The following is a 19,276-nucleotide window of genomic DNA, read 5'->3' on the forward strand; positions in this document are numbered from 1 at the left end:
TGGCAAGCGGCGACCTTTCGGGCAAGCGAAGTCACTCAAGCTTCCGCCCAAACAAAACGGGGCCTTGTGAGGCCCCGTTCGCCGAAACGCCTTGCTGCGCTTCTTAAGTGGTCTTCTCCTCCAGCACCGTCCTGCCGCGCGGCTTCCGGATTTCGTCGACATAGGCCTGCATTTGGGCCGATGGCTCCCTGCCGAGCTTGCTGACGATGTAGATGACAGCGAAGCCGAGCGGCGCTCCCAACAGTCCGCAGGCGATGTTGTTGAGGTCGAACCACCCGACCTTGTTGGCCAGCGGGTGAGCCAATGTCGGGAAGCTTTCCATGGCATTGGGCAATGCCATGGCCTTCGCGATGTCGACCACGGGAGCCCCTGTCAGGGGGTTCAGCAGCGAGGTCATGCCGAAATACTTCACGCCTGCACCCGGGAAGTACCGGGTTGTCACGAGATAGAACAGGCAGAGGCCGAAGCCGGCAATGATGCCGCAGATGGCGCCGGTTGCCGTCGTCCGCTTCCACCAGACGCCCATCACCAGCGCCGGGAAGTTCCCCGCCATCGCGAGCGAGAACGCCCAGCCAACCATGGCCAGGATGTCCGCCGGCTTGGTTGCGGCCGTCGCGGCCGCGACCACGGCGACGCCCACGAGGAGAGCGCGCGCCACCGTGAGCCGGCGAATGGTCGGAGCGTTCGGATCGATCATCTTGTAGTAGATGTCGTGCGACAGCGCGTTGGCGATGGCGAGCAGCAGGCCGTCGGCGGTGGACAGCGCGGCGGCGAGACCGCCGGCCGCGACCAGGCCCGAGATCACATAGGGAAGTCCCGCGATCTCCGGTGTGGAGAGCACGATCACGTCCGTATTGATGACAAAGTCCTGCAGCCGGACGACGCCCGGGTGATCGGCGATGGCCTTGCACGCTGCGATAACCGCATCGATGCTGCTTGCGTCCTTGCCGCAGATCTTGATCAGCCCGAGTTCACCCCAACTGAACAACCAGGGGCGAATCGCCGACAAATTTCGTCCGATGATGTTGGTGTAGACTTCCAGCTTGGAGAACGCCGCATAGGCCGGCGCGGAGAAGTATAACAGGAAGATGAACAGCAACGACCAGGCGACCGACTGGCGTGCCTCACGTACCGACGGGGTGGTGAAGTAACGCATCAGGATGTGCGGCAACGAGGCGGTGCCGACCATCATGCACATGATGATTGCGAAGAAGTTTAGCGGGCTATAGTTGATGAATGGCTGGATATGCGGCTTCAGCGCCGCGGCTGTCGACAGGCCGTTCGCCAGCATTTGTTGCTCGCGCGCGGTAATATCCGCGATTGCCTGACCGTAAGTGAGTTGGGGCACCGGAAGCCCGTACTTCATGGTGGACAGGATCACGATCGGCGTCAGATAGGCGATGATCAGCACGATGTATTGTGCGATCTGCGTCCAGGTCACCGCCCGCATGCCGCCCAGCATCGCGCAGAGCAGAATGCCGACAAGGCCGGCAAAGACCGCAAGCTCGAACTGCATTCCGAGGAATCGCGATGCGATAATCCCGGTGCCGTAGATTTGCGCCGTCACATAGGTGAAGGAGCAGGCGACGAGCACGATCACGCCGAGAAAGCGAGCGAAGTTGCCGCCATATCGGAACGACAGGAAGTCGGGCACGGTATAGGCGCCGAACTTGCGCAGATATGGCCCGATCAGGATCGACACCAGCACAAATCCGCCGGTCCAACCCAGCACCCAGGCGAGGCCGTCGTAACCCAGCAGGAACAGGGTGCCGGCCATGCCGACGAACGACGCCGCCGACATCCAGTCGGCGCCGGTTGCCATGCCGTTATAGAAAGCCGGGACACGTCGTCCGGCAACGTAATATTCAGAGACCTCCGCGGTCCGCGTCATCACGCCGATGATGGCGTAGACGGCGAGCGTAAAGAAAACGAACAGGTAGCCGAGGATCTTGTTCGGAACGCCAACCTGCTCGAGAACCGCGAGCAGGAGGATGAATCCTATGAAGCCGCCGGTATAAGTACCGTACATTCTCCCCAGATTCTTGATGAAGTCCGAGGTGCTGGCAGAAGCTTGCGTGGCCATGATCTCATCCCCTCAATCTTCCTCGGCGAAGCCGAATTCGCGATCGATCTTGTCCTGCTGCTTCGCGAAGACGAACAGCATGACGACGAACGCGATGAGCGACCCCTGCGCGGCCATGTAGAAGCCGAGTGGGAAGCCGACGATCGGAATGACGATATTGTTGAGCGGCTTCACGAACATGTGGATGACGAAGCCGAAGAAGAACCAGATTGCGAGATGCGTAAACATCAGGCGCGATGTCTTGCGCCAGTGAGCGTCTTCTTTCTGTTTGATGCTTGTAGAGTCAGGCATGGCTTGCATTCCTCCTTCAAAGCATGGACCGGCGCAAAAAAAGCGCCGGGATGAAATGATCGAGGGGAATGCAATCCCTTCAATGCGGCGTCCCCCCTTTGCCGCTGCTCTACCGGTCTTGTGCCGGCTTTTGGAGACAACGCAGGGTAACACTACGAATCGTCGGCCCTTCATTAGACTTTCGGGGGTATTTTTTGTTGCGTTTGCGAAGGGAAGCGAAGCAATTCGGATAGGAGTTGCCGCAACTGCTAACGACGCGATGCTGAGAACCTTGAACCTTGCGGGATCGGATAAGGTAAGGTGGCCAAGTCGCCCCGCGCCGATCAGGCAGGATGAGACCGCAATGAAGCTGTTCGAAAAACTGTTTCGACCGCGTCCACCTGTTCGGGACCGCGAGGCGCTTGCGGACTTCATCGATGCCCAATCCGCCTTCATTGTGCAGAAGGGAATCTTCGAATATTCGCGGGCTCGGGCGGGGCACTACGCGAAGGTGCTGTTTGCCGAGGAGGGGTTTGCCGGGTCGGTCGAACATGCGCGCTGGCGGGCGTTTCCGTTGGGTCTCGCGATGGTCGGCGAGATGGTAGACGTGGTCCTGCGTCCGCATGCCGGCGCCGATCGCCGGGCGGTTCTCGACCGGATCATCACGGTCGTCCTGTCTGTCTTCGACCGTTATCCGGTACCGCCATCGATCGGCGAGGCCGGATGGCAGGAGGCGCGGCGGGAACTGGAGCACCGGCTCGACCTGGTCGGGGGGCACGCGCCCAAGCGGGTGATGGACATCCCCGACCCCCTGGCGGAGAGCTACTTTGCCATGATGCCGATCCACGAAAAGCTGCGCGGGCGAGACTTCGACACGACGCGCAATTATCTGCGCGTCAGCCTGTGCAACATTCATGACGAACTGGTCGACAGGATCGATGCGCCCGCGTTTACTGCTGCGCTACTGAGGTAGGGGGCGCGCGTGCCGGGTTGGCTGCGCGGCATCGCACGGCCGCTGCGCGAGAGGGAGGCGATGGACAGGACGATTGGCGGCGCCCCGCTTTTGTCGCTCGACGCCGTTGTCATCGATACCGAAACCACGGGGCTCGATCCACGCAAGGCGCGCGTCATCGAGCTTGCCGGGGTGCGACTCTTGGCCGGAAAGCTGGTTGCCGACGACTCGTTTCGCCAATTGTTGCGGCCGGCCGATGAGCCGATCCCCGCCGAGACGACGCGCATTCATGGCATCGACGACGCCATGGTCGCTGGCTCGCCGTTGTTTGCCGATGTCTGGCCGGGCTTGCGTTCGTTTCTCGGCCAAGCACCGGTGATCGGGCACGCGGTCGGGTTCGACCTTGCGGTGCTCAAGCGCGAATGCGATCTCGCCGGCCTGCCGTGGATACGTCCGCGCACGCTTGATACGCGGCAGCTCGCGCAGATTGCCGCACCGGAACTGGCCGGCTATTCGTTGGACGAACTCGCCGCCTGGCTGGGTGTCGGCGTCGTCGACCGGCATTCTGCGCTCGGCGACGCCATAACGGCGGCGCGGGTGTTTGTGGCGCTGGTGCCGAAGCTGCGCGACCACGGCATCCGCACCGTTGCCGAGGCCGAACGCGCCTGCCGCGCGCTTACTGCCGTGCTCGACGATCAGGTGCGCAGCGGGTGGATCGAGGCGGTCGAGGCCACGGCCCGCGTCGATACCGAGCAAACGCTGAAGCGCTTCGACAGCTATGCGTTTCGCCACCGCATCCGCGGCATCATGCGGACACCCGTGATCTTCGTCTCACCGGATACCCAGGTCGGCGAGGCGCTGGTGCGAATGACGAACGAGAAGATATCGGCGGTCTACGTCCACGGGCCGCAGCCGGAGCCGGAGGTCAAGGCGGCTGACGCGGGGATTGTCACGGAGCGCGACGTGCTGCGCGCGCTGGCCCGGGACGGCGCCCCGGCGCTACGGCAGCCGGTCGCCGAGATCATGAGCCAGCCGCTGGCGGCGGTCCCCGCGGACGCGTTTGTCTATCGCGCCATCGGCCGGATGAATCGTCTCAAGACCCGCCATCTCGGCGTCGTCGACGAGGAGGGCTGTGTGATCGGTGCGTTGTCCGCGCGCGATCTGCTACGCCTGCGCGCGGGCGATGCCATATCGCTCGGCGACGAGATCGACGATGCCGCCGACGCACATGCGCTGTCGGCGGCCCGGGCGCAGTTGCCTCGCGTCGCGCAAATGCTTCTGGCGGAGGGCTTGTCCGGACGCGATATCGCCGAAGTGATTTCCCGGGAGTTGGGCGCCCTTTCCCGCCAGGCCGCGGTGATCGCCGAACGAATCATGCGGGAGAACGGCCGGGGCGAGCCGCCGTGCGACTATGCGCTGCTGGTGCTCGGCTCGGCCGGACGTGGCGAGAGCCTTTTGGCGATGGATCAGGATAACGCGTTGATCTTCGCGCAGGGCGAGCCCGATGGCGAGGAGGATCGCTGGTTTGCAGCGTTGGGCACGCATGTCGCCGATATCCTGCACGAGGTCGGTGTGCCCTATTGCCGCGGAGGCGTCATGGCGAAGAATCCGCCCTGGCGCGGCTCGGCGGCCACATGGCGCGACCGGATCGACGAGTGGATCACGCGTTCGCGTCCCGCCGATCTGTTGTCCGTCGATATCTTCTTCGACCTGCGGGCGGTTCATGGCAACGGCAGCCTTGCCGTCTCGGTGCGTCACGCGGCCTTCGCGGCGGCCGAAGGCCAGGTCGCGTTCGCCAAGCTGTTGGTCGAGAACGTCAGTGTTCCCTCGAGCCTGAAATTTTTCGGCGGCATCCGTACGGTCGCCGGCCGCATCGATCTCAAGGCGGCTGGACTGATTAGCCTCGTTTCATGGGTGCGCGCGATGGCGATCCGCTATCACGTCATGGAACGGTCGACGTCGGCGCGACTGGCAGGCGTGAAGGCGAGGGTTCGGGCCAGCGAGAGCGATCTCGACGCGCTGGACGAAGCGCAGGGGGCCTTTCTCGATCTCATCCTGTCGCAGCAGCTTGATGACATCGCCCAAGGTATCCCGCCCACCAACGCCGTCGCCGTAAAGCGATTGTCGGGTCGCGACCTCGATCGGCTGCGTGGGGCGCTCGATGCGGTTTCCACCATCGATGAACTGGGCCGCGACCTGCTGTTCAAGGATTGACGCAAGGCGCCTGCATTCTTCCTGGAGTTCCTTGTTGTCGGGATGGCGAGGCAAGGCGCTCCCGGAGTTGGTTTTTTGCGCTGCACCATTTGCAGGAAATCGGCGCGGATTAACTGCTTTTGCGCAACGCGGGCAAGGTTGCCTTGCAACTCGCCCCCCGACGGTGGACAATCAAATTGCTGTCGATCAGCAACGAGTTGCCCGCTTTCCGACCTTTTGTCGGCGCCTGGATCAGATGACTGCTGCTGCCAATACCCACCTCGTTATCGCCGATGACCACCCGCTGTTCCGCGATGCGTTGCGGCAGGCGGTGGCGAGCGTCGTGGCATCGGCCACGATCAGCGAGGCCGGATCGTTCGACGATCTCACCGCGCTGCTGGAGCGGGATTCCGACGTCGACCTGATCCTGCTCGACCTCAGCATGCCCGGGATATCGGGCTTCTCCGGCCTGATCTATCTGCGCGCGCAATATCCGGCGATCCCGGTGGTGATCGTATCGGCCAGCGACGATGCCGGCACGATCCGGCGGTCGCTGGATTTCGGCGCCTCGGGCTTCATCCCCAAGCGCTTCGGCGTCGAAACGCTGCGCGACGCCATCATGAAGGTGATGGAGGGCGATGTCTGGGTTCCGCCGGACACCGACCTGTCGTCGGCCGACGATCCCGACATGGCGCGGCTGCGCGACCGGCTGGTCACGCTGACCCCGCAGCAGGTGCGCGTGCTGATGATGCTGTCGGAGGGCCTGCTCAACAAGCAGATCGCCTACGAGCTCGGCGTCTCCGAAGCGACCATCAAGGCGCACGTCTCGGCGATCCTGCAGAAGCTCGGCGTCGAAAGTCGCACCCAGGCCGTGATCGCGGCGGCAAAGATCTCCGGCGGCCAGTGGCGCCAGGGCACGCCGACGGGGTAGCGCTGCCATGTCCGGGTCCGGAAGGGCGCTGCTGTTCGACATCGACGGCACGCTGGCTGATACGGATGCGCTTCACCTGCAAGCGTTCAATCAGGTGTTCGCGCCCCATGGCCATTTCTTCGATCGCGACCGCGCCTCGAAAGAGCTGATGGGGTTCTCCAATATTTCGATCAGCGAACGGTTCTTGCCGGGCCAATCGCCGGAGCGCCAGGCGGCCATCATGGCGGAGAAGGAAGAAGCGTTCCGCAAGCTCGCGTCGGGGCAGATCAAACCGGTCGCCGGTCTGATGAACCTGCTTGCGCTGGCGGATCGCGCCGATGTCCCGATGGTGGCGGTAACCAACGCGCCTCGGCTGAACGCGGAAATGATGCTTTCCGGCCTCGGCATCATGCAGCGGTTCAAGGCTGTCATCATCGGCGACGAGCTTCCCTACGGAAAGCCGCACCCGCTGCCATATCTGGAGGGTTTACGCGCCGTGGGCGCCGCGCCCGACCGGTCGCTCGCATTCGAGGATTCCCGGTCCGGCGTTCAATCCGCTTCGGCCGCCGGCATCGCGACGATTGGAATGCGAACGAGCCTCGGCCACGGCGAACTGGCCGCTGAGGGGGCGGTCTGCACGGCCGAAAGCATTGAGGATCCCGATCTGATCAGACTGGTCGGCGCGACCATGAACTGGTGAGTGGCACTGAATCTGCGGCGAGATGATGCGCTCGATGGGGTGATTGGCTCCGTCGCAAGAGATGCGCCGCGCCCCTGCTCGGAATGTGGCGATCCGGCAACTTACAATCCCGCGTTATTCTTCGCCGCAGCTATTTGTTTTGCGATGTGGGATGCTTTTGTTACAACCTCCGGGATAGTCACCTTTGTCGAGGCAGGGTTGTGAAGCTAGAGCGAATTGCGCAGGACCTTGTCCTTTGCGCGGCGTTGCCTGATTGGGTCGATCACCAGCCTTATCCTTCGGAAATTCCGGACGCAGAGGCTTCCTGCATCGCGAACGGCTCCTGCCGCTTGCTCAACGACATCCAGGTCAGTCTGTGTTCGCCGGAGCAGGCCTGGCATTGCCGCACCGTCCAGCGTGTGCTGACACGAGAGGGAGCAGAGCGCGTCGCGCATGTCGTCGCGGAGTTCGATCCCGGATTCCAGCGCATCGAAGTCCATTTTATCCGCGTGATACGCGGCAACGAACGCATCGAGCATGCAAAACCGGAGGTCTTCCAGCTACTCCGTCGTGAGACCAATCTGGAACGTCTCGTCTTCGACGGACGGTTGACGGCGTCGCTGCTGATTCCTGACGTGCGCATCGGCGACATCGTGGAAGTCTGCGTGACCGTCTACGGAAGCGTGCCGGTGCTCGGCGGGCGATATGTCGGATGGGCAACGTTCGATGGCTTCCATCCCTGGTTCGAATCCCGCCAGAGGCTGGTGCGGCCGCGTGCGCGCCGCATCTTCATGAAGGAGTATAACGGCCCGCCGGAATGCGCCGTCGCCACAAATGCCGACGTGGAAGATTCACGCTGGCAAATTGTCGGACAACGCCGGCGTGAGGCCGAGGCCCTTACTCCTCCATGGTCCATCCTGCATCCGTCCCTGCAATTTAGCGAATTCGCGAGCTGGAATGAGGTCGCTCGCCTCCTGGCGCCATTTTATGAAAGTGATCGTCTTCCCGACGAACTCGCCGCGGAGGTCGATCGTCTTGCCGTGGCGCATCAGGATCCTGCCGAGCGAGCCATCGAGTGGCTTCGGTTCGTGCAGCGGGAATTGCGGTATTTTGCCTTCTCGCTGGGTGAAGGCGGGTTGACGCCACGCGCCCTCGAAGCGATCTGGAGCGCGCGTTTTGGCGATTGCAAGGATGCGGCTACGCTTTATGCAGCGGGCGCGCGACGGCTGGGACTGGAGGCGTGCGCTGCGCTGGTCTCGACGACGCAGGGGTTTGCGCTCGATGAAATGATCCCCAGTTCCGACGCCTTCAATCATTGCATCGTTCGCTTGCGTTTGAACGAAGTCAGCTACTGGCTCGATCCGACGATGGCGGTCCAGTCAGGCACTCTGCAAAATGTCTTTCAGCCGCATGCCGGTTGGGCGCTGGTGTTGCGACCGGAAACAACCGATCTGGAAAAAATGGGCGGCGATGAGCCCCTGCATATCCTGCACCAGGAAGACGAGGTAACATTCGGTCCAAGGCGGGACTCGCCCGCAATTCTGCGGCGGCGGATCGACTGTTCATTCTGGGCTGCCGATGGGGTCCGCAATGCCATCGCCAATGAAGGGACGAGCGGGTATTCGCAGGCGACGTTGAAGGAAATGCGGTCCCTATGGCCAGGCGCCGTGGAGACATCGCCAATCGAGGTGCGCGACGACACGGCCAGCAACAACATCACGCTGGTGTTAAGTTACGAAATTCCCGATTGCTGGAAGCCCGGCGACGATGGATCGCGTCTGGACTTCGGCATCGCGAGTGGTCACAGTCGGGAGCTTCAACCGCTGCCGCCAGTGCAGCGCGAAAGTGCGATCTATCTCGGGCGTCCGCGAAAGTTCACGAGCTATCTTCGCCTCAACATGCCGGGTAGCTGGAAAGGCGATGGCTGGTTGCGCCGCTTTGAAGCGTCCTGTGTACAGTACTCGGACAGCTTTCGGGTCGATGGGCGAACGATTACCAATTCCCGGGAATTGACCGTTGATGCCTGGATGCTGCCGGCCAAGGAAACGGAAGCCTACAACGGCGTCGCCAAGAAGCTCCAGGAAGACCTGTTGATCATTTGGGCGCGTGAACGGTTCGGCAAGATACGTCCGTGGATCGGAATCAAGGGACGTTTGTTCAACGGGATCCGCAATGTCTGGCATGCGATCTGGATCGCCTGGCTGCTCATTATCGGTTTGAAAGTCATCGTATTTGTGCTGCGCTAGTTCGTGCCGGCGGATTGCATCTTCTCCGTCACTCTGCCGCTGCCACCATCTGCTGCGCCCGCCACTGGCCGAGCAGGGCACGTAGCGAGGCCGGCTTCACCGGCTTGTTGAGGATCGCGATGTTTTCCTCGCGCGCGGCGGCGCGGACGTTCGGGCTGCGGTCGGCGGTGATCAGGATGGCTGGAATGTTTTCGCCGAAGCGGCGGCGGATCTCGCGGATCGCGGCGACGCCGTTGCCGCGGTCGAGATGATAGTCGACTAACAGCCCGGTCACGCTGTTGCCGGAAGCTTCGATCGCGGCGATCGCGGCTTCCGGGTCGGCAACCGCGATCACCTCGGCGTCCCAGGCGGTCAGCAACGTCTTCATGCCGTCGAGGATCGCAGGATCGTTCTCGATGCAGACGATCAGGGCGCCGCTCATCGGCGTCTTCGACAGCGGCGTCGCGCTGGTGACGGCGGCGGTATGGTTGATTCCCTTGGCGATCGGGACCGTCACCGAGAATACCGAGCCGCCGCTGGCGTTGGCGTCGATCGCGATGCCGTGCTTGAGCACCCGCGCCAGCCGCTCGACGATGGAAAGGCCGAGGCCGAGGCCGCGCGCGATCCGCGCGCCCTGTTCGAGGCGGTGGAATTCCTTGAAGATCTCGCCGCGCTTTCCGACGGGGATGCCGACGCCGGTGTCGTACACGCCGATCCGCAGCGACTGCCCGATGCGGCGGCAACCGACCAGCACGCGCCCGCGCGGGGTGTATTTGATGGCGTTGGAAATGAAATTCTGCAACAGCCGGCGCAGCAGCAGCCGGTCGGATTCCACCGGCAGCGAGCAGGGTACGAAGGTCAGCTCCAGCCCCTTGGCGCGCGCGATCGGCGCGAACTCGATCTCGAGCGAGCGCATCAGGTCGGCCATCTTGAAGCTGGTGATGGCCGTCGTCATCGCCCCCGCATCGAGCCGCGAGATGTCGAGCAGCGCGCCGAGGATTTCCTCGATCGCCTCCAGCGAGTCGTCGATGTTCTCGACCAGGCGGGAATCCTCGCCGCCGTTCTGCCGTTCGACGAGGCTCGTCACATACAGCCGCGCCGCATTGAGCGGCTGCAGGATGTCGTGGCTGGCCGCGGCCAGAAATCGCGTCTTCGAGATATTGGCGTCCTCGGCGGTGCTCTTGGCCTGCGCCAGTTCGGAGTTCAGGCGCGTCAGTTCCTCGGTGCGGTCGCGCACGCGCTTTTCCAGCGTCGCATTGGCGCGCTCCAGCGCCTCAGCCGCCTCGAAGCTCGGGGTGACGTCGGAGAAGGTGATCACCACGCCGCCGCCCGGCATCCGGTTGGAGCGAACCTCGATCACCATGTGACGGTCGGTCAGGCGTTCCAGATAGGACTCGCCCTCGGTGGTGTAGGCCTTTAGACGCCGATGCAGCAACACGCCGGGATCGCCGGCGCCGGACGCGCTGATCGCGCCTATGAATTCGAGAATTTCCTGCAAGGGAATGCCGAGCTGCATGAGCTGCGGCGGCAGCGCGAGAATTTCGCCGAACTGGCGGTTCGAGCAAATCAGTTGCAGGTCGGCGTCGAATACCGCGATGCCCTGGCGCACATGGTTGAGCGCGGTCTGCAGGATCTCGCGGTTGAAATGCAGCGCGGCGTGGGAATCGTCGAGCAGCTTCAGCGCGGCCTTGGCGGAGACGGTGCGCTTGCGCAGCAACAGCGACATCACCAGGCGCGAGGACGCCGCCCCGATCGAGGACGCGATCAGGCGTTCGGCGTACTGCAGCAGCTCGAAATCGGCCGGCGCAGCCGGATCGAGATGGCCGGGATGATCGGCGGCAAATTTATCGAAGGCCTGCGCAGCGCGCTCGGGGCCGAGATATTGCACCACCGTGCTCTGGATGTCATGCACGGTAACGGTCGTCCGCCAGCGCCGGAATGTCGGCGCGATCGGCGTCAGCGTGTTCGGCACGAACAGGTCCGCCTGCAGCCGTTCGATCGAGGACGGCCGCTGCGCGATCGACATCACGATGTAGGTCAGGATGTTGAGCGAGAGCGACCAGAGCACGCCATGCATCAGCGGCGGCAGATCGGCGCCCAACAGCGCCCGCGGACGCAGCGCCTCGATGCCGAATGGTCCGTGTTGCAACAGCAGCAGGCCGGTGGGATTGCCCTCCAGAAAGCTCGGCAGGAACAGCGTATAGGCCCACACGGCAAAGCCGACCAGCATGCCGGTCATGGCGCCGCGTGCCGTTCCCTGGCGCCAGAACAGGCCGCCGAAGAAGGCCGGCGCAAGCTGGGCAAGCGCTGCGAACGACAAGAGGCCGATCGCTGCCAGTTGCGCATTGCCGAGCGCGCGATAGTAGAAATACGCCATCGCCATGATGGCGAAGATCGCAAAGCGCCGAATACTGAGCAGGAAGTCGCCGAAATCCTTGCTGCCGTCGCGCGTCGCGGGACCGCGCTGCAGCACCAGCGGCAGGATGATGTCGTTGGAGACCATGATGGAGAGCGCGACGCATTCCACGATCACCATCGCGGTCGCGGCCGACAGGCCGCCGACGAAGACGGCAATGCTGAGCAGCGGGGCATCCGCCTCGATCGGCAGGGCCAATACGTACATGTCGCTGTCCACGGCGCCGAACGGGAAGGTAACGAGGCCGGCGAGCGCGATCGGAATCACGAACAGGTTGATGGCGACCAGATAGAGCGGGAACAGCCAGCGGGCGCGGCTGACCTCCTCGGGGCTGGAGTTCTCGACCACGCTGACGTGGAACTGCCGCGGCAGCAGCATGATCGCGCAGAACGACAGCAGCGTCATGGTGAGGAAATTGCCGAGCGAGGGCACGTAGTCGATCGCGCGCACCGCCTCCGGGGTCTTCATCGCGCGTTCGATCAGCTCGACCGGCGTGAACATCCAGAAGGTGACGAACGCTCCGACGGCGAGAAACGCCACCAGCTTGACGATGGATTCGGTGGCGACCGCCAGCATCAGGCCGTGCTGGTGCTCGGTGGCGTCGCTCTGGCGGGTACCGAACAACACCGCGAATGCCGCCATCGCCAGGGTCACGACCAGTGCGATGTCGCCGATGATCGGGATCGAGGAGAACACCTTGTCCTCGCTGAGGATCGTCTCCAGCGACGACGCCACCGCCTTGAGCTGCAGCGCGATGTAGGGCACGGAACCCACGATCGCGATCATCGCCACCGTGCCGGCGACCGCCTGGCTCTTGCCGTAGCGGGCGGCGATGAAGTCGGCGATCGAGGTGATGTTCTGCGACTTGGCGAGATGGATCACGCGCCGCAGAAGCCGCGTGCAAAGCCCGATCATCAGGATCGGGCCGACATAGATCGCGAGGAAGTCGACGCTGGTGCGGGTGGCGAAGCCAACGGAACCGAAGAAGGTCCAGGAGGTGCAGTAGATCGCCAGCGACAGCGGGTAGATCAGCATGCTGGCGCGGCCGCGCTGGCTCGGCGACAGGCGGTCGCCATAGCTGGCGACGACGAACAGCAATCCGATATAGGCGAACGCGGCGGCGATTACGCCCCAGTCGNTGCAGCATCGCTGCATATCTCCCTTCACGGCCTTTAGCCGTAAGGAGAGTATNAAACGCTTTGGGCCGGCAGCGCACCGCGCTACCGGCCCAATTCGTCGGGATTAGCAGGGGTAGGGTTACTCGGCCGCGAGCGATTTCTGCTTCACGGGCAGGCCGAGGCGGTCCCAGACCTGCAGCAGCGCTTCGGCGAGCCCGTCGATCAGGCCGTCGTCATGGTAGGGCGAGGGCGTGATCCTCAAGCGCTCGGTGCCCTTGGCCACCGTCGGATAGTTGATCGGCTGGATGTAGATGCCGTGCTCCTCGAGCAGGAGGTCGGACGCCTGCTTGCACTTCTCGGGATCGCCGACGAACAGCGGCACGATGTGGGTATCGTTCGACATCACGGGCAGGCCGGCGGCGTTGAGGATCGCCTTGACCCGGGCCGCGCGGTCCTGGTGACGCTCGCGTTCCCAGTTCGAGGCCTTCAGGTGGCGGATCGCGGCCGCCGCGGCCGAGCAGATCGCCGGCGGCAGCGCGGTGGTGAAGATGAAGCCCGGCGCGTAGGAACGAATCGAGTCGATGATCTCGGCCTTGGCAGCGATATAGCCGCCGAGGCAGCCGAACGCCTTGGCCAGCGTGCCCTCGAGCACGTCGATGCGATGCATGACGCCGTCACGCTCGGCGATGCCGCCGCCGCGCGGGCCGTACATGCCGACCGCATGGACCTCGTCGACATAGGTCATGGCGCCGTACTTCTCGGCGAGATCGCAGATCTTTGCGAGCGGCGCGACGTCGCCGTCCATAGAGTAGAGGCTCTCGCAGGCGATCAGCTTGGGCCTGTCAGGACCTGCCGCGATCAAAAGTTCTTCGAGATGCGCGAGGTCGTTGTGGCGGAAGATCTGCCGCTCGCAGCCGGCCTGGCGAACGCCTTCGATCATCGAATTGTGGTTCAGCGCGTCAGACAGGATCAGGCAGTTCGGGATGAGCTTTGCGATCGTCGAGATCCCGGTCTGGTTCGAGACATAGCCCGAGGTGAACAGCAGCGAGGCTTCCTTGCCGTGCAAATCGGCCAGTTCCTGTTCGAGCTGCACCAGCGGGTGATGGGTGCCGGCGATGTTGCGGGTACCGCCCGCGCCGGTGCCGACACGCGTCGCGGTCTCCACCATGGCGCCGACCACCTTGGGATGCTGGCCCATGCCGAGATAATCGTTCGAGCACCAGATCACGACATCGCGCTTGCCCTTCGGCGAGTGCCAGACTGCATGCGGGAAACGGCCGGCGATCCGCTCGAGATCGGCGAAAACGCGGTAGCGCCGCTCGTCATGCAGGCGGTTGAGGGCGGTTTGGAAAAATTTGCTGTAATCCATCACAAGACCTGGAACGGAACCGGCCGGATTGGCTCGGGCCTTTTTAGAGCCTTTCCAGCTTTGCTGTCCATGCGAAATCCCACATTTGAGCGCGGCTCCGGGATGCTACTTAGCCGGCGCAAATGTTGATCGGGATCAAGGCGCTAGGTTGGATTTACGTTCTCGGTATCGCGGGGACCGGCAGGCATGCACGGCGGCACGCTCCTCCATGCATTCCGACCACAGACCGCTGCTTTAGGCCAAGCACGCCCGCCCAGCCCGGATCGCCGTTGATGGCCAGCCCCGTTGGTTTTCGCATATCTGTTTTGACCGACCTTGGGCTATGGTTCCCATGTCGATGGGCTAATGGCGGAGCCGCGGCGGATGAGCGACACCTCTTTCGAGACGGCGCTGGCCAATCGCGTCGACGAGATGCTCGACGCGTGCACGCGCTGCGGCAAATGCGTCGAAGCCTGCCCAAGCGTGGCCCCCGCGGGGATCGCAGACGCGAGTTCCAGGGACATCATCGGCGGCATCCTCGACATCCTGCGCGGGGGTGACGGCCCCGAGGCATCGCGCAAATGGGCGGCCGCCTGCATGCTGAGCGGCGAGTGCATCAAGGCGTGCGACTACGGCGTCAATCCGCGTTTCCTGCTTGCCATGACGAACGTCGCCATGGCCAAGCGCCAGAGTGAACTGCCCGAACGGCGCCGCCGGGCCCTGACGCTATTTCGCGACGACAGCCGCGATGCGACCATGCTGTCGCAGTTGCAGCTCGATCGCGAGGTGCTGGAGCGGCTCGGCCAGAAATCAGCCTCGGCCACCGCACCGGCCGAGGCGCCGGACTTCGTGTTCTACACCGGCTGCAATGTACTGAAGACGCCGCATATCGCGCTGCTTGCCCTCGATATCATGGATGCGCTCGGCGTGACGTATCAAGTGATGGGCGGGCCGAGCCATTGCTGCGGCATCAAACAGTTCAGGAACGGCGACGTCGAGATGTCCGGCCGCATGGGCTCAAACTCGATCGAGAAGATGTCGCACTCGAAATCCGGCCAGGTGATCTCCTGGTGTCCGAGCTGTTACGTTCAGTTCACCGAGACGACCATTCCGGCTATCGAGCGACAAAGCGGCGCGCGGCCGTTCGAGATGACGCCGTTCCTGCTGTTTCTCCGGGAGCGGATGACTCAGCTGACTCCGCTGTTGCGCGGCGAGGTCAAGATGCAGGTCGCGCTGCACCGGCATCCTGGCGTGGCTGGCGTCATGGAAGCCGCCGCAGAAATCCTGCAAGCGATCCCCGGCATCGAGCTCGTCGAGTTGCAGCAACCAGCGGTCGGCCTGCAGAGCAACAATCTCAAGGTCCTGCCCGAGTTCAAGCGTGAACTGCAACGGAATGAGCTTCGGGCCGCCTCCGATGCCGGCGTTGACGCGCTGGTCGCCGTCTATCATTCCGATCATCGCGAATTATGCGCGCACGAACGCGACTGGCCGTTCCGCATCATCAACGTGCTCGAAGTCGTCGGCGCAAGCATGGGCCTGCACCGCCATGACCGCTACAAGGAGCTCAAGCTGATGCAGGACGCCGACCGGATCGTCGCTGACTGCCAGGACCTGATCGTGCAACATTCGCTGGATGTCGCCGCCGCCCGCGGCGTCATCGCCAAGGGGATGCTCGCGGACCAGCCGCTGCCGCTGAAATAGCCTCCGGCTTCCGGCGTCAGGTGGTCCGGAACCGCAATATCCCGTCCGTGACCTCACAGGTCAGCCGACCCTCGACCAGCATGTAATTGACATGCGCGACCAGCTCGCCCGCTGCAAAACCCATCTGGTGCTCGTCCAGCACGTGCTTGTGGAACACGACCGGCACCAGTTCCTTGGAGGTCTGCGGGACTTCGCGGCAGGCCTCGGCGATCAGGCGGCAGCGATCCTCATGGTGGTCGGCGAGCTGCTTGATGCGGGTCTTCAGCCCGTAGAACGGCACGCCATGGCCGGGCAGCACCATCACGTCGTAGGGCAGCGTGGTAGTGAGGCTGGCGAGCGAGGCGAGATACTCGCCGAGCGAGTTCTGGTCGGGCTCGACCGCCCAGACGCTGACATTGGGCGAAATCTTGCTCAGCACCTGGTCGGCGGAGAGGAACAGCTTGTCGGCGGCGCAATACAGCATCACCTGGTCGAGCGCATGTCCGCCGCCGGTGATCACCTTGAAGCGCCGTGTGCCGATCACGACCTCGTCGCCATGCGAGATGCGGTGATAGGACGGCGGCAGCACCGAGACCCGCTTCAGATAATCCTGGCCCCGGCCAAGCAGCTTGTCGGTCAGCGTTTCGTCCATGCCGTGGCGGCGGAAGAACAGCCGCTGCGCGTTGCGCCGCTCCTCGGTGCCGCGGTTCTGGTGATAGACCGATTGCAGATATTCGACCTGCGACATCTGCAGCGGGCAGTCGAAGCGCTCGGTGATCCACCCCGCAAGGCCGACGTGATCGGGATGCGAATGGGTGACGATCAGCCGCGTGACCTTCACATGCCGCAGCGGACCCTCGAACAACGTGGTCCAGGCCGCGATGGACTCCTCGTTGCCGAAGCCGGAATCGACCATCGCCCAGCCGTCACCATCGGCCAGCAGGTAGATGTTCACGTGGTTGAGCCGGAACGGCAGCTTGAGGCGGACCCAGAGCACGCCGGGCACCACCTCGACGACCTGGTCGTGGCCGGGGTGATTTTCCCAGGGGTATCGCAGTGCCTCGGCCGAGGACTGCACCGTATCGGATTTCGAATGCATGCTATCGGCTTAGCGGTAGAGGCGGCCCCGCGCTAGCCGAAAAAAGTGCTTGGCCGTCATTCCGGGATGGTCCGAAGGACCAGACCCGGAATCTCGAGATTCCGGGTCTGGTCCTGGCGCACCATCCCGGAATGACGGCGTTTGTGGCTACGCCGCCCGGATATTCGACAGGAACGCGTCGATTTCCTCGCGCAGCACGTCGGCCTCGCGGCGCAGCGCGTCGGAGGCGGTCAGAACCTCGTCGGCGGCGGTTTCGGCCTGCGCCGAGGCGCTGGAGACGCCGACGATGTTGTTGGAAACCTCGCTGGTGCCGCCGGCGGCGTGCTGGATGTTGCGCGCGATCTCGCGCGTCGCCGCACCCTGTTCCTCGACCGCGGCCGCAATCGCTGTCGTCACCTCGTTGATCTCGGCGATCGTGCTGCTGATGTTGCGGATCGCGGACACCGCGCTCTCCGTCACCGTCTGCATGCTGACGATCTGCTGGCGGATCTCGTCGGTGGCCTTTGCGGTCTGGTTGGCGAGGCTCTTCACTTCGGATGCGACCACCGCGAAGCCGCGGCCGGCATCGCCGGCGCGCGCCGCTTCGATGGTGGCGTTGAGCGCCAGAAGGTTGGTCTGCGAGGCAATGGTCTGAATCAGATCGACCACGACGCTGATCCGCGCCGCATTGTCCGCAAGTCCCTGCATCGTGGCGTCGGTGGCACCGGCGTCCAGGACTGCCTTGCGGGCGATCTCCGACGAGGTGATGACCTGACGGCCGATCTCCTCGATCGAGGAGGACAGTTCCTCGGTGCCCGACGACACGGTCTGCACATTGGCCGAGGTCTGCTCGGCGGCGGTGGCCACCGCGGTCACCAGCGCGCTGGATTGATCGGCGGTCGCCGACATGCTCTGCGCGGTCGACTGCATCGAGCCCGCCGCAGTCTGCAGGCTGTCGAGCGCCGTGCGAACGGTGGTTTCGAACTCGACGATGCGGGCTTCCATGCGGTTGGCGCGCTCGCTCTTGGCGATGCGGTCCTTGTCCTGTTCGGCGGACAGTGCGCGGCTCTGGATCATGCTCTCGCGAAACACCTGCAGCGAATCCGCCATGACGCCGATCTCGTCCTGGTGGTGGGTCTGATAGGCCTGCGTTTCGAGATCGCCGCTGGACAGCAGTTGCATCGAGCGCTGCAGATTGCTGATCCGCCGCAGGATGTTGCGGCCGACATAGAGCCAGACGAACAGCACCGAACCGACCAGCGTCCCAATGCCGAGGGCAAGCATGACCATGGTCCCGAACGAGATCTCCTGACGCGCCTGCCAGGCCGCGGCGTCGGTTTCCTTCTGCACGGCGTCGACCAGTTGCTGCACGCTAATGCCGAGGCCGACATTGAGCTTGCGGGTTTCCTCCAGAATGGTCTGGCCGTAATCGTCAGCGTCCAGCTCCTGCTGGCGGACCTTGAAGATGCCGGTCTTGCCCTCGGCAAGCGCCAGCAGGTCCAGGGTCGCCTGCCGGACCAAATTCATCGCGGTGGTCTTCGGCAACTGCTCGGCATTGGCCTTCACGCGCGCCTGCGCGGTGCGGAATTCCCTGCCGATGGTCTCCAGCGTATCGCCGTTGGTCGCCGACAGCGCCGCGATCATGTCGAATGCCATCATATTGCCGCTGGCGGCGATGTCGGCGAGCTGATCGGCCGTCTTGTGGGCCTTGATGGCGTCGGCCTGGGAGAAGCTGGGTGCGGCGTAGATGCTGTAGAGTTCGGTCTGGGCATCGATTGCGGCGGGGCCGGCGGCGGAAATGAAGCGCCGTTGCGCCTTGCGCACCGCCTCGTACAGTCTTTCGTGCTGGGCGGCCAGTTCGAGCCGCTCCTGCGCGGCCGCGCCTAGGCTCTTGATCACCTCGTCGATGTTCTTCATGTTCTCGGTGAGTGCGGCAACCACTGCCTTGTCGGCGCCGAGTTCGACGATCTCGCCGAGCTTCTGCAGCGCGACCGTCTGGGTCTCCTTCATTTTCCGGGTGCGATCGCTCAGCGCCTGTTCGCTGCGCGCGGCCAGCACCGCCGGCCCCTGGCTGGCGAGGCTCGCGCTCTGCGCCGAAAGTTGCAGGCTGGCGGCGAGGCGGGGAATGTCGCGTGCGCTCAAGTCGACCATGGTCCCGCCGAGCCGCCCTAGCATCAGGCCGGCGCCGGCCGAGATGACGATCGCCATGCCGGCGATGACGGCGAATGCAGCAAACAGACTGCCCCTGACGCCGAAGCGAAAACCCTTGTCTCGCAGTTTCGATTGTACCGCCATCTGCCCGCTGCCCCGTCCACGCTACCTTG

General features: G+C 63.8%; 13 protein-coding genes. 7 read left to right on the plus strand and 6 right to left on the minus strand.

Annotated elements, in window-relative coordinates:
• Window positions 1-103 precede the first annotated feature (103 nt).
• Both CQ14_RS35625 and CQ14_RS35630 read right to left on the minus strand, forming a co-directional pair.
• Entirely contained in the window at window positions 104-2,083 is a 1,980-nt protein-coding gene (locus CQ14_RS35625) for a sodium:solute symporter family protein (RefSeq protein WP_057862420.1), read from the minus strand.
• A 12-nt stretch (window positions 2,084-2,095) separates the two neighbouring features.
• Window positions 2,096-2,374: a DUF4212 domain-containing protein gene (locus tag CQ14_RS35630; protein ID WP_057862421.1), complete on the minus strand. Its 279-nt coding sequence runs from the start codon at window positions 2,372-2,374 to the stop codon at window positions 2,096-2,098.
• A gap of 343 nt (window positions 2,375-2,717) precedes the next feature.
• Here CQ14_RS35630 and CQ14_RS35635 point away from each other — a divergent pair, with 343 nt between their 5' ends.
• The 6 genes from CQ14_RS35635 (at window position 2,718) to CQ14_RS35655 (ending at window position 9,333) form a co-directional block, all read left to right on the plus strand.
• A complete protein-coding gene (locus tag CQ14_RS35635; RefSeq protein ID WP_057862422.1) occupies window positions 2,718-3,326 on the plus strand; it encodes a hypothetical protein in 609 nt (202 codons plus the stop codon).
• Window positions 3,327-3,335: 9 nt separating this feature from the next.
• Window positions 3,336-5,519, plus strand: coding sequence for a DUF294 nucleotidyltransferase-like domain-containing protein (locus CQ14_RS35640; RefSeq protein ID WP_057862423.1), 2,184 nt, complete (start codon window positions 3,336-3,338; stop codon window positions 5,517-5,519).
• Between the two features lie 235 nt (window positions 5,520-5,754).
• Window positions 5,755-6,429, plus strand: a complete 675-nt coding sequence (locus tag CQ14_RS35645) for a response regulator (protein ID WP_057862598.1) — start codon at window positions 5,755-5,757, stop codon at window positions 6,427-6,429.
• Between the two features lie 7 nt (window positions 6,430-6,436).
• Window positions 6,437-7,108 (plus strand): HAD family hydrolase, encoded by a 672-nt coding sequence (locus CQ14_RS35650; protein WP_057862424.1) that lies wholly within the window; start codon window positions 6,437-6,439, stop codon window positions 7,106-7,108.
• Window positions 7,109-7,312 carry a hypothetical protein gene (locus CQ14_RS45020; RefSeq protein WP_199805698.1) on the plus strand — a complete coding sequence of 68 codons (204 nt, stop codon included), beginning with the start codon at window positions 7,109-7,111 and terminating at the stop codon, window positions 7,310-7,312.
• Window positions 7,309-9,333: a DUF3857 domain-containing transglutaminase family protein gene (locus CQ14_RS35655; RefSeq protein ID WP_199805699.1), complete on the plus strand. Its 2,025-nt coding sequence runs from the start codon at window positions 7,309-7,311 to the stop codon at window positions 9,331-9,333. Before CQ14_RS45020 ends, CQ14_RS35655 begins: the two co-directional genes overlap by 4 nt.
• Before the next feature lie 28 nt (window positions 9,334-9,361).
• On the opposite strand, the gene CQ14_RS35660 is transcribed toward CQ14_RS35655, so the two are convergent.
• Together CQ14_RS35660 and hemA are read right to left on the minus strand one after the other, a co-directional pair.
• The coding region (locus CQ14_RS35660; protein WP_156435808.1) for a PAS domain-containing hybrid sensor histidine kinase/response regulator at window positions 9,362-12,866 on the minus strand (3,505 nt) is incomplete at its 5' end.
• A 119-nt stretch (window positions 12,867-12,985) separates the two neighbouring features.
• Complete coding sequence (gene hemA, locus CQ14_RS35665; protein ID WP_057862427.1) at window positions 12,986-14,215, minus strand: 5-aminolevulinate synthase; 1,230 nt, start codon at window positions 14,213-14,215, stop codon at window positions 12,986-12,988.
• A gap of 363 nt (window positions 14,216-14,578) precedes the next feature.
• Here hemA and CQ14_RS35670 point away from each other — a divergent pair, with 363 nt between their 5' ends.
• Entirely contained in the window at window positions 14,579-15,895 is a 1,317-nt protein-coding gene (locus tag CQ14_RS35670; protein ID WP_245320771.1) for a heterodisulfide reductase-related iron-sulfur binding cluster, read from the plus strand.
• Between the two features lie 16 nt (window positions 15,896-15,911).
• Here CQ14_RS35670 and CQ14_RS35675 read toward each other — a convergent pair whose 3' ends face one another.
• Together CQ14_RS35675 and CQ14_RS35680 are read right to left on the minus strand one after the other, a co-directional pair.
• The gene (locus CQ14_RS35675) at window positions 15,912-16,973 is read right to left on the minus strand and encodes an MBL fold metallo-hydrolase (RefSeq protein ID WP_057862429.1); all 1,062 of its coding nucleotides are present in this window, start codon (window positions 16,971-16,973) and stop codon (window positions 15,912-15,914) included.
• 147 nt (window positions 16,974-17,120) lie between these two features.
• Entirely contained in the window at window positions 17,121-19,247 is a 2,127-nt protein-coding gene (locus CQ14_RS35680) for a methyl-accepting chemotaxis protein (protein WP_057862430.1), read from the minus strand.
• Window positions 19,248-19,276 lie beyond the last annotated feature (29 nt).

It is taken from the genome of Bradyrhizobium lablabi (assembly GCF_001440475.1).
GTDB classification, from domain to species: domain Bacteria; phylum Pseudomonadota; class Alphaproteobacteria; order Rhizobiales; family Xanthobacteraceae; genus Bradyrhizobium; species Bradyrhizobium lablabi.